Source organism: Emticicia fluvialis (assembly GCF_024793945.1).
GTDB lineage: Bacteria > Bacteroidota > Bacteroidia > Cytophagales > Spirosomataceae > Emticicia > Emticicia fluvialis.
Genome location: NZ_JANUSD010000001.1, coordinates 55,545 through 67,054 on the forward strand (window position 1 = coordinate 55,545; position 11,510 = coordinate 67,054).

9 protein-coding genes are annotated in these 11,510 nt (G+C 48.1%); 2 read left to right on the forward strand and 7 right to left on the reverse strand.

Annotated features, from left to right (window positions below):
* Window positions 1-69: 69 nt before the first annotated feature.
* Window positions 70-216 (forward strand): hypothetical protein, encoded by a 147-nt coding sequence (locus tag NZ848_RS00225; RefSeq protein ID WP_253532907.1) that lies wholly within the window; start codon window positions 70-72, stop codon window positions 214-216.
* On the opposite strand, the gene NZ848_RS00230 is transcribed toward NZ848_RS00225, so the two are convergent.
* Window positions 217-2,028, reverse strand: a complete 1,812-nt coding sequence (locus tag NZ848_RS00230) for a RagB/SusD family nutrient uptake outer membrane protein (RefSeq protein ID WP_259013894.1) — start codon at window positions 2,026-2,028, stop codon at window positions 217-219.
* A 13-nt stretch (window positions 2,029-2,041) separates the two neighbouring features.
* Complete coding sequence (locus tag NZ848_RS00235; protein WP_259013895.1) at window positions 2,042-5,173, reverse strand: SusC/RagA family TonB-linked outer membrane protein; 3,132 nt, start codon at window positions 5,171-5,173, stop codon at window positions 2,042-2,044.
* Window positions 5,174-5,276: 103 nt separating this feature from the next.
* On the opposite strand from NZ848_RS00235, the gene NZ848_RS00240 reads away from it, so the two are divergent.
* Window positions 5,277-5,399 (forward strand): hypothetical protein, encoded by a 123-nt coding sequence (locus NZ848_RS00240; protein ID WP_259013896.1) that lies wholly within the window; start codon window positions 5,277-5,279, stop codon window positions 5,397-5,399.
* Window positions 5,400-5,670: 271 nt separating this feature from the next.
* On the opposite strand, the gene NZ848_RS00245 is transcribed toward NZ848_RS00240, so the two are convergent.
* From NZ848_RS00245 to NZ848_RS00265, 5 genes are all read right to left on the reverse strand, one after another.
* Entirely contained in the window at window positions 5,671-6,501 is an 831-nt protein-coding gene (locus NZ848_RS00245) for a fumarylacetoacetate hydrolase family protein (protein WP_259013897.1), read from the reverse strand.
* A gap of 101 nt (window positions 6,502-6,602) precedes the next feature.
* Window positions 6,603-7,832: a mandelate racemase/muconate lactonizing enzyme family protein gene (locus tag NZ848_RS00250; protein ID WP_101726753.1), complete on the reverse strand. Its 1,230-nt coding sequence runs from the start codon at window positions 7,830-7,832 to the stop codon at window positions 6,603-6,605.
* A 106-nt stretch (window positions 7,833-7,938) separates the two neighbouring features.
* Window positions 7,939-8,880, reverse strand: a complete 942-nt coding sequence (locus NZ848_RS00255; RefSeq protein ID WP_259013899.1) for an RraA family protein — start codon at window positions 8,878-8,880, stop codon at window positions 7,939-7,941.
* Window positions 8,881-8,912: 32 nt separating this feature from the next.
* Entirely contained in the window at window positions 8,913-9,866 is a 954-nt protein-coding gene (locus tag NZ848_RS00260; RefSeq protein ID WP_259013900.1) for a bile acid:sodium symporter family protein, read from the reverse strand.
* A 92-nt stretch (window positions 9,867-9,958) separates the two neighbouring features.
* On the reverse strand, window positions 9,959-11,509 hold the full coding sequence (locus tag NZ848_RS00265) for a SusD/RagB family nutrient-binding outer membrane lipoprotein (RefSeq protein ID WP_259013901.1): 1,551 nt from the start codon (window positions 11,507-11,509) through the stop codon (window positions 9,959-9,961).
* Window position 11,510: the final 1 nt, after the last annotated feature.

Consider the following 11,510-nt stretch of genomic DNA (forward strand, 5'->3'; position numbering starts at 1 on the left):
TATACAGACGTTAGACCAACTTGTATGAAACGAAACTACTATTGTTATTGGTACTGTAAACTTTCTAATATGACTGAGGTGTTTCTGCCCGGCGTGAATCAGGCCCATGAATCTGCCACGCCTGAAAGGCGGTGGCGGTATCATGGTTGGTTGCCTGAGCCACGTCTGAACAGCTATTCAGTTAAGGTAAGTGAGTGCAAATTCATTCAGACCTAATCAGTATCCCGGGTTCTGCGGAAACTTAGGGCCTTCCACCGTCCGGTCAATCTGCGATTGCGGAATAGGTCTCAGCATGTGAAAATCCTTCACATAATTGGCGGCCTCGTTGTTCCAGGCCTTTACACGTTTTACCAGCGTTTTGGTACGTACCAGGTCGTGGTATCTCATCCATTCTCCAAACAGCTCCCGGCTTCTTTCGTCCAGAATAAAGTCTACGGTTACGTTTTCCGGTTTAATTAACATGGCTTCGGCTGCGGCAGCATTTTGCGCGGCCGTGTTGGTTTTCCGGTAAGCCGCTCTCTGGCGTATCACGTTCAGCAGTTCGGCAGCTTTGGTTTTGTCTCCGGCTTGCAGATAAGCCTCGGCACCAACCAGATACACCTCTGCAAAGCGGGTAATTACCACCGGCCGGGTAGAAGGGTCATTGAAGTTACTGCCGCGGCTGGGGTCCATAAATTTCTTGATGGCCGGGTATAAGTCGGCCTTCCAAAGGCTGGGTGGAGCAATGATGCCCTTAAATGGTCTGGTGCCATAAAACTGCGGCGCGCCCACAACCTCAAAGTCAGGCAGCCATACGGCAGTATCTATCCCTATCTGGGTAGTATAGCCAATGCCGCGTTTGTTATTGGCAGAAGATGGCGTGTTGGTAACACTGGTATTGGCAATATAAACCGAGTAAAAGGTATTGGCGTACCTGGCGTCTATGTCTCTTCTGACAAAGGCCTGGTCAAGAAAGTAGTTCTTGCCGGTGTATTCGCCGGATGTTTGTTTGACACTGTTTGGACGAATGCGTTGATACGGGCGGCCATAGTAAGAATCACGGATCATGCCCGATGTACCCGAGTTAACCAGAACGCCGGAAGCATTAACGAAAGAGTTAACCCCACTGTTGTTGGGGTAGTTCCAGTTCGTAAACCAGGGCGTAAGGTTTTGTGCACCCCCGGCGCTGGCACCGGCGCCAACTGTGTAATAGCCAAACTTGGCATCGAGCATGTGATCGCTCACAAACATGGTTTCTTTGCCGTAGTCGTTAGCGGGCACGAAGGCATCGCCAAAGTCTTGCCAGAGATCCAGGCCATAAGTGGCTTTGTTGGCAATAATATCGCTTGCAATTTTGGCTGCTTCGGCATAATCTGCCTGCGAGCCTGTCAGCCAGCCACGTGTAAGGTAGGCCTTGGCCAGAAAGAACTGAGCCACCGGCTTGGTAGCAGCTTTGCCCAGAAACGGAGCCGTAGGTTTGTCTGGCAATGCGGCAGCAGCCTCGGTTAAATCTTTTATAATCAGTTTGTAAACTTCAGATGCCGGGTCTCTTTTGGCGCTTTGAGACGGTACGGTAATAAACTCGGTATTCAGCGGCACATCTCCCCAGGTCTGAACCAGATAAAAATACCAGAAACCTCTCAGAAACTTGGCTTGTGCCAGGTATTGTTTTTTGGTGGCTTCGGGCAATGAGATGTCCTGTCCGAATTTCAACACACCATTCAGGGTATTGATACAGGTAAACGAGGTAGCCCAGGCAGAACCGAAGTTGGTGCCGTTCAGGCCGTTAAAAGTGTGTACAGGCCCGCCACCGCTACTGGCACCCTGAATGAATTCGTCGGTACCGGCCTGCATTTCAGAAGAGAAACCTTCGGTGCCCCACTGGTTACGGATTTCGTTGTATACCCCGGCAATACCACCCAGAACCCCTGCAGGGCTGTTAAAAAATGAAGGTACTATCTGCGACTGGGGGTGTTCTTCAAGAATTTTTTCGCAACCCAGGCTAGAAAACAGCGTTGCGATGATGAGTATAACTTTTATTTTTTTCATGTCTTTTCAAAAATTAGAATTTAAGATTTACACCTAACGTAAACTGGCGTACCGGCGGGTTGTTGAGGTTTACTGTTACAAAGCGGTTGAAATTACCACCCTGAATGGTGTTGCCGTATCCGTTGCCTTCCGGGTCTACAGCCAGTTTGGCTTTAACCAACGGAGAGTAAATGATAAACGGATTGGTGGCATTGACATAAACGCGAACGGTAGAGAAACCAATTTTGCTGATTACCTTGCTGTCAAATGAATATCCTAAGTTGATACTTCTCATTTTGATGAACGAGCCGTCCTGGTAGGATGTGGTAGATGTAAAGTTGCGTACCCCACCGCCTGCATCAGGTCTAGGGAATGCATTCGTAGGGTTTTCAGGCGTCCAGTAGTCCATTACCAGTTGATTTGAACGCCCCTGGTTAAGAAACCCAAAGCCTGAGCCACCGCCTGATGTACCAGACAGATAAGGCACTACTACTTTCATACCCATGCGGGCAAAAGTTACTATTGAAAGGTCAAATCCTTTGTAAGACATTCTGCTGGTCAGGCCTCCTTCCCATTTAGGCTGGAAATTGCCGATAATCTTGCGGTCGTTGGCATCTATTACCCCATTTTTATCAACATCTTCTACCCGGATTTCACCCGGAACCTGTACCGGTGAGGTCTGCGCTTTCAGCGTTCCGTTGTCTGCATCGGCCTGCTGCCAGATGCCTATTTTGTTGTAGTCGTAAATTACGGTAAGCGGATGCCCCACAAACCAGAAGTTACCTTTATTGTCTAGCTCGGTTGGGGTGGTTAACTGGGTGATTTTTTCCCGGTTGAAGAAGTAGGTGGCATCCAGGCTCCAGTTGAAACCGTTTTTGTTTCTCAGTACATCAAAGGTTAATGAGGTTTCAAGACCTTTACCCTCTGTTTTGCCAAGGTTTTTTAAGGTTGACCCCGCCCCGTTACTTTCAGGCAGGTTTACCGACAACAGAATGTCTTTGGTTTGTTGTTGGTAGACATCTAATGTACCCACGATCCGGTTATCAAATAATCCGATTTCCACGCCAATATCAGACTGTGAAGTAGATTGCCAGCCCAGGTTAGTAGCTGGAAGGCTTGTTACGGTATAAGCCAGAACCTGCCCTGCGGTAGTGGTTCCGAAATTATAATAACCTGTCGAAAGCGCTCCCAGCGTGGCATAGGCGCCAACGTTACGGTTACCGGAAATCCCCCAGCCCCCTCTCAGTTTTAAATTGCTTAGAAAGGTTAGACCTTTCATGAAGGGTTCGTCAATGATGTTCCAGTTTAAGCCAATAGCCGGATAATTAAAGTACTGGTTTCCCGGCGACAGGGTTGAGGAGCCATCACGGCGGAAGGTAGCCGTAAGGGTGTATCGGTCGTTAAAGGTATAGTTTAAACGAGCCATATAAGAAAGCAGACCGGTTTCGGCAAAACTACCATTACCCGTAGGCTGGCCTGAGGCCAAAGAGAAATTGGCTGTTTTGATGTAATCGGCCGGTACGCCTTTTACGTTAAAGCTGCTGCCCAGGTTATGATTTTTAGTAAGCTCATACAGGGCGGTAAGGCCAATTTTGTGTTTGCTTGCAAATGTTTTGTCGTAGTACAACAGGTGTTGCAGGTTCACGTCCCAATACTCGGTATTGCGGATATCGGCATTTGATACACTTTGTTCAGTACCTGTGTTTACAAAAGTATTGGGTGGCCCATAGCCGTTAAAATGAACCTGGCTGAAGTTTAATCCGGCATTGAAGCGGTATCTGAGGCCGTCAAGGATGTTTACTTCCGCATACAGGCTGTTGAAGGTTCTGATAGACCGCTCGTTTGAAATGATATCGCTGCCGCGGGTAATCAGCGTAAGCGGACTCACCGCCTGTGCTTCAATGGTTCCCTTTTTAGGGTTCAGGTTTATGGTGCCGTCTTCGTTGTAAGGCTTAACCAGTGGCGACAAGCGCACCAGTTCGGTAGGTACGCCACCACCGGCTGGGTCGTTTCTTCTGGTAAGGGTATTGATGGTGTTCAGGCCTATTTTTATGCGCTTGCCTATTTTCTGGTCAATGGTAGCACGGATATTCATCCGGTCGAAATCCTGATTAGGCATGATTCCGGTTTCATTGAAGTAGCCAATACCCAGCCCGTATTGTGTGTTTTCCACACCTCCCTGCAAACCCAGCTGATGGCTGGTATTGAAGCCGGGTTTATAGAGCAAGTCCTGCCAGTCGGTAGATACCCCGGCGGCCAGGTTGGCTTTTTCTTCTTCTGTTAGCGGATAGGCCGTTGTACCGGCACCCTGTGTGTTTAAGGCCGCAGACTGCTCCTTGAATTTGGCATACTGGGCGCCATTCATGACATTGTATTTGCCCATGATACTGGTTACGCCATGGTATCCGTCATATGTAATTACGGGTTTGCCTGTCCGGCCTCTTTTGGTGGTAATCAGTATTACCCCTCCGGCGCCTCTGGAACCGAAAATGGCCGTTGCAGATGCATCTTTTAATATTTCAAGGCTGGAGATGTCGTCCGGGTTAATGTCGTTCAGGCCACCAAAAGGAATACCGTCTACTACCACCAGCGGGCCGTCGAGTCCGTCGCCATTACCTGTAGTGATAGAACGGTTACCTCTGATACGGATAGTTGCCTGGCTGCCCGGAGTAGACCCGTTGCTTACAATAGATACACCGGCGGCCCTGCCCTTGAGTGAGTTTAACAGGTTAGGGGCTGGTACTTCTTTCAGGGTTGATTCTGAGACCGAGACAACCGCACCTGTGATGTCGCGTTTTTTCTGGGTTCCGTAGCCTACCACAATTACTTCTTCCAGGTCTGTGGCGGTATTATTGTCTAGTGTTACACTGATATTTGTCTGGTTGCCAACGGCTATCTCTTTGGTAAGATAGCCTAAAAAACTGAACACAAGGGTTTCGTTGGGTGCAGCGTCAATTTTGAAATTACCCGACACGTCAGTCGAGGTTCCTCTTTTGGTGCCTTTTACGGTAATACTTACACTGGGTAAGCGCTCTTTGGTAGATGCGTCGGTGACTTGTCCGGTTAAGGATTTTGATTGGGCTGCCAGTAGCAGCGGGCACAGCAATAAAACCGAAACCCACATCCAACACGTTAACTGTTGTTTAAGGTTGTAAATTTTAATCATAAAAGAAAATAGGTTTATATGAAAAGTACAATTTCCAATACCTGACATCCAAAATTGTAGTTTTTGAACTTTTCGGTATTGAAACCCTAAACTAGTGCCTGCTATGATAAAGGCAAGTAAATGGTGTCAAATTGACACAAAATATTTTACGCCAACTATCGGTAACGTTGCCGAGCGTAGCGCCGGCATTACTTTTGGCTTCTTACATGGGGTATCAGAAGCCTAAAACAGCAGCAGTGTTTTCGTAAAAAAAACAGCAAAAGTTTTGGTATCTTACTAAATAATCTATAAAAAATACAATACGGTACCAGGCCTGTAATGCTAAATTGTATTATGTTGTGAATAGTTTTAATTATTGGGTTGTCCTGATTTCGGTTATTTTTTGTGTTTCAGATGTTATCAGGGCATCATTTTAATATAATGCCGGGCTGGCTGTCAGCCCTGAAAAGATAGCATCAGCATAAGAGAAAAAGACCGAACCTACGCTGATGCGGTTCTTATTCCACCCAATTTGTGAGCGTACCAATACCATCAATGGAAATATGGATTATGTCTTTGTGTTGCAAAGTAAAGCTGTCTGGCGGCACAATTCCGGTGCCTGTCATCAGAAAACAACCATTGGGGAAACTGCACTCGAATGTCAGGTAGCTGACCAGTTCTTGGAGTCCTCTTTTCATCTGACTCAGGCGGGTAGCGTTTGCAAAAACTACGGTTGCTTCTCTTTCAATAGTTAGTCTGATTTCAGTTTCGCGGTCTATTGGCTGCCCTGTTACCCATATACAGGGGCCGATGGCTGCGCTTTTATCGTATGATTTTGCCTGAGGCAGATACAGGGGGTTTTCGCCTTCTATGTCTCTGGAGCTCATGTCATTGCCAATGGTATATCCGGCAATTTCACCGCCGGAGTTAACAAAAAGCGTTAATTCAGGTTCAGGGACATTCCAGTTGGAATCCCGGCGAATCTTTACGCCCTGCCCGTGGCCTACGGTTCGGGCCGCGGTGGCCTTGAAAAAAATCTCGGGGCGCCCGGCTTCATATACCCTGTCATAAAAATCGCCTCCGCCGGCGTCTTTAGATTCTTCCATTCTGGCGTTTTTGCTGCGCAGGTAGGTAACCCCCGAGGCCCAAACTTCCTGTGAAACAATAGGTGGTAACAGAGCCGGGTTTAAATCAAAATTTTGTGCTGGTTGCCGGGTGGATACGGCCTGAAACAGCCATTGATAAAGACCGGGTTGATTGACGAGGGAATCAAAGCTAAGTTCGGCAAACGAGTAGAATTGGTCTTTATGTGCTACAAAGGGGCCCTGGGTTGTGTTGTATATTTTCATCTGGGTTGGTACGCATTGATTATGTTTTTCAGTAAGATAGGGGTAATTCCGGCACGCCGGAATTACCCTGGATAGTCTGTCAGCAAAGTGTATCGGATAAGTTACTCAAAAAACGGTACGCCGGGTGTGGCATATTTTTTCATGCCTTCTTCGTTGATTTCTACCCCGATGCCGGGTTCGTCTCTTACTCTGATATACCCGTTTTTTTCAACCATGTCACCCTTAAAGGTGACAATTTCTTTAAACATCGGGTCTTTATGAAAGTAAATCTGCCATTCCATAATCATAAAATTGGGTACTGAAGCACACACATGGGCACAGGCCATGGCGCCCAGGTAAGAGGCCACCATGTGCGGGGCAAACGGCACGTAATAAAGGTTGGCCAGATTGGCTATTCGCTGGCCCTCGCCCAGCCCCCCGCATTTTTGCAGGTCGGGCATGATGATATCTACGGCGCCGCTTTCCAGCAAAGGTCTGAAACCGTAGGCCAGGTAATGGTTTTCTCCGGCACAGATAGGGGTAGAGGTAGAGGCCGCTATTTTTTTGTAAGCATCTGTGTTTTCGGCCGGTATGGGTTCTTCCAGCCACATCAGCCCCAGAGGTTCCAGCATTTTGGCGGCCCGCTCGCCGGTGGTGGCGTCGTAGCGGCCGTGCATATCGGCGCATATATCAATTTTGGGGCCTACTTCTTTGCGGGCAGCGGCCATCTGGTCGTACATCCGTTGCAACTCGGCCGGGCTGGCTGTCCAGTTAAAGCGGTCATATTTGTTAGGGTCATTGGCCTGGTCGAGGTCGAACTTAACAGCCGTAAAGCCCATATCTACCGCTTCGCGTGCGGCTTTGGCAAATTCTTCAGGTTTGGGCAACTGGTTCTGATAAAGGGCGGTATCCATGTAAACCCTGACGGTATCTCTGAACTTTCCACCCAGCAGCTGATACACGGGTACACCCAGCGCTTTGCCGGCAATGTCCCAAAGGGCGGTTTCTACCGCTGTCAGTACGGCCACAAACATACCCGACTGGGCGCCTTCAAAAAAGCCTGATTTACGGATAGACTCAAACAGTTTGTGTACATTCAGGGGGTTCTGACCCTGAATACGCCTGCCCATTGATTTGACCAGATGATAGGTGCCGGGTGTGGCATCCACCCCTTCTCCATGCCCGATAATACCCTGATTGGTGTAAATTTTTACAAATAAACTATGGCCGCCGCGTATATAGCCCGCCTTGATGTCGGTGATTTTCAGGTCTGTGGGCGCCGAACTTTTAGGGGCTCTGTCTACGGCCTGAATAAATTCATTACCGAACGTTGAAAATGAAGTGGCAGCCATGGCTGAGCTGATTGCTGCTTTCTGGAAAAAATTTCTTCTGTTCACTTTTTAAATGTGTTTAGCGAGAGGCAAGCTCCCGGGTGGAATATGATTGGTTGGTGCTGGGTTACCAGGTTCTTTGTTTCAGAATCTCCTGAATCTGTGCCGGGTCAACAGGTAGTTTGTTGATGTGTTCGCGCAGCCATTGCGAAAAATCTTTTTCGATGTCGTCTGACCAACGGTTGTCTATCTGCCCCGGTGTATATTTCTGTTCGCGCAGCCGCTGATGGCCAAACATATCCCGTAGCCTTACTACCTCCGAAACCTTTACTACTTCTTCGGCCAGATGCGGTGGTATGAAAACAACGCCGCCTTCGCGACCCAGTACTATGTCGCCCGGCATTACGGTGGCCTTACCGATACGGGTAGGCTGATTGATGCCAACCAGGGTGGTATTTAAAGCCCTTTTGGCATCATTGAGGTGGTGCGATGGATGATAGCTTCTGAAGAAAGAAGTAAATCCGCCTATTTCTTTCAGCCCGTTTAAGTCTCTCAGGGCGCCTTCGTACACAATGCCGTTGCCGGTTTTGGCATAGATAGAGTTGCCGAGGTTGTCGCCAATGGTTGGGCCGTCTTCGTAGGCGTTAAACTGGTCAACCACATATACATCTCCTTTTACCAGCAGGTCAATCGGCCAGGCGTTCTGCGATTTAATCCGGCCGTCTTTTTCATGTCCTTTGTCGTCAATGGCTGTTTGCAGGTCTGGCCTGCCGGGCGTAAAAGTGGCAGTTACCGCCCTGCCTACCAGTACCGAATCGGGGTTGATGGTCTGCCAGTTTCCTTCAAACTGGTACTTGTAATTATGGTTGCGCAATACCGCCCAGGCTTCTTCAAGCGTTACTTTTTTCATTCTTTTCAGCAGGGCGTCATCTACTTTAGGCCTGCCGTCGGCAAATCTTTCACCCTTCCATTCACGTGTCAGGTGTAACAAGTACTCTTTTGATATTTGTTGGGCGTGCAAGGTTTTAGCTCCGAAAAGAAGCAAAATGCCCAGATAAATTTTTAGCATGCTTATGAGAGGTTTAAGGTTTGACAATGGGATTAATGACCTGCGACTGCTGCGTCTGTGTCTTCAGGAGGGCGTTTGCTCCAATAGTTGGCAATGATAGACCCTGAAATATTCATAACCGGCCCGAAGATGGCTGCTGCTATGCCTACTGTGGCAATACGACCCATTTCATTGGCCAATGCTGAGGCCAGCCCTGCATTCTGCATTCCTACTTCCAGTGATATGGCTCTGGCGTCTGCCTCTTTGAACTTCAGCAGGCGCGAGAAAAAATAACCGAGCGCATACCCGAAAATGTTATGAATTATGACTACAACCACTAATAGCAAGCCAACCGTTTTGAGCGAGCTGGCACCACTGGCAGTTACTATAAGAATAATGTAGGCAATGCCCAGCATAGAAAAAATCGGAAGCGCCCGGTTGAACCGGGCCATCAGACGCGGTATAAATTTATGCAGGGCCAGACCTATAACCACCGGTAATATGACCATCTGCGACATATCCCAGAACATATCCCAGAAATTTACGGCTATCAGACCTCCGCCCAGCGATTTCATCAGAAAAGGGGTCATTACCGGAGCCACCAGCGTAGACAGTGTGGTGATGGTAACAGAAAGCGCCACATTGGCTTTGGCCATTAGGGCCATGACATTTGAAGCCAGGCCGCTTGGGCTGCTGCCAATGAGTATAATGCCGGCGGCTATTTCAGGCGGGAAGTCGAAAATCATGGATAACGCCAGCCCTGAAAATGGCATAATGGTAAAGTGGCATACCAGACCAACCAGTACTTTAAGCGGAGATTTGAAGACTTCGGCAAAATCATCAATGGTCATGGTAGCGCCCATGCCCAGCATAATTACCTGTAAAACAGGCTTGATGAAAGTGTTGAGTTTAACACCCCCAATGCTGGTAAAGCTGTGCGGGAAATAGTAGCCTATTATAACAAGGAAAATAATGCCCAGGGTGTACCAGTAATCTTTGAGTTTCATCAGCTTGATTAAATAATGATTTTTGAATGGTGGAAAGGAGGGTTAAGCAGGTGCTTAACCCCATAATAGGCTAGTTACATTCGTATTTTTAATTATTTATCCCAGAAAACCCTGCTGGTCAGTTTGTCGCCGCCAATCCGGCTGGCTGCTTTCTGGTAATTTTCATTATTGGTAGACGACTCGGCATCCGGATACCCAAAACGTCTGGTAAAGCCGCCCTGCAGGTTATTGTTGTAATTGTTCGGGCTTAAGGCCGGGAAGCCGCTTCTTCTGAAATTGGCAAATGATTCGGCGCCATTGCCCAGGCTGGCAATCCAGTATTGGGTGTTGATCAGCTCCAGGGCTTTGGCTTCAGAAAACTTCACGAGCGGGTTTTCAAGATAGCTTGATTTTAAAGCAGCCGGAACGGCAGGGTTAGGGACGTTCGGATAAAGCGAGTACTCGTCCATCGAAGCAATAACCCCGGCCTCATAATACTCTTTGGTAGTGAGCACGTTGCTCAGGCCGGTAAGCCAGCCTCTTTGAGACGCCTCTGCCAGCAGTAACTTGGTCTGGGCATTGGTTACATAAAATATGGGGGCAGTAGCACTGCCGAAAACCGAGTAGTTCAGTTGTGAGTAATTATGGCCTGTTCCCTGCGGGCCGCGGTAAGCCGGGTTTTTTACAATGGTCAGTTGGTCATAGCCTATCGGGTAGCCGAACTGGTTGGCACGGGTGGTGTCCGGGGTAAGTGCCAGCACCTGATTCGGATCAGCATATTTACCCGATATGTATTTCAGGCGTGGGTCGTAGGTTGATTTCAACTGATTGACAAAAGGCTCAGCCAGGTAGTAAAAGTAAGGGTTGGTGCCTCTGGGGCCGGCATTGAGCGGGTTATTGTAAATGGCGTTATAGACAATGTAAGGATTATCGGCATTGGTTTGTATCAGCCCGCCTTTGTAGGCCTCCTGTACAATTGACTTCGCTTTATTCTGGTCAATTTTTGAGTACCGCATTCCTAATCTCAGCAGCAAAGAATTACCCAGCTTTTTCCATTTGTCGATTTGCTCGGCAGCCGCCAGTTTTCCAAAAAACAAATCTTCTTTCACTGCGCCTTTGGACGCATCAAGCGCCGCCACAGCCGACTTTATTTCGTTGTATAATTCTTCATAAATTACTTTGTCTTCATCATATTTCGGGTAAAACAAACCTTCCAGGTTTCCTTTTCCGGCCTGGCTGTAGGGTATGTCGCCGTAAGTATCTACCAGCACAATATAGATGTGCGATTTCCAGATGCGCGCCATCTGGTACAGATTCGCTTTGGTGGCATCTGTTTTGGTAAGGCTAATGATTTGTTCGAGTAATTTCAGCGGGCCCGGGTAGCTGTTATTCCAGCGCGGAATATTGAAGTTGTTGTTGTCTTCATTGAAATTGAAGCCCGCGGTGGCTCCGGTGTTGTAGGCATTCACAAATTGTTGTACGATGGTTTGTTCGCCTTCCCATGAGCCCGCATCGGTATTGCGCTGGGCATTGGTAAATAAAATGGCCGGGTCAATCTTGGTGAGTGCATAAGGGTTGGTGTTAATAACGGCAAACCCTTTGTCGCACGAAGAAACAACCAGAGCGGCAAAAATGGTGGTTATTGTATATATGAACTTCTTCATT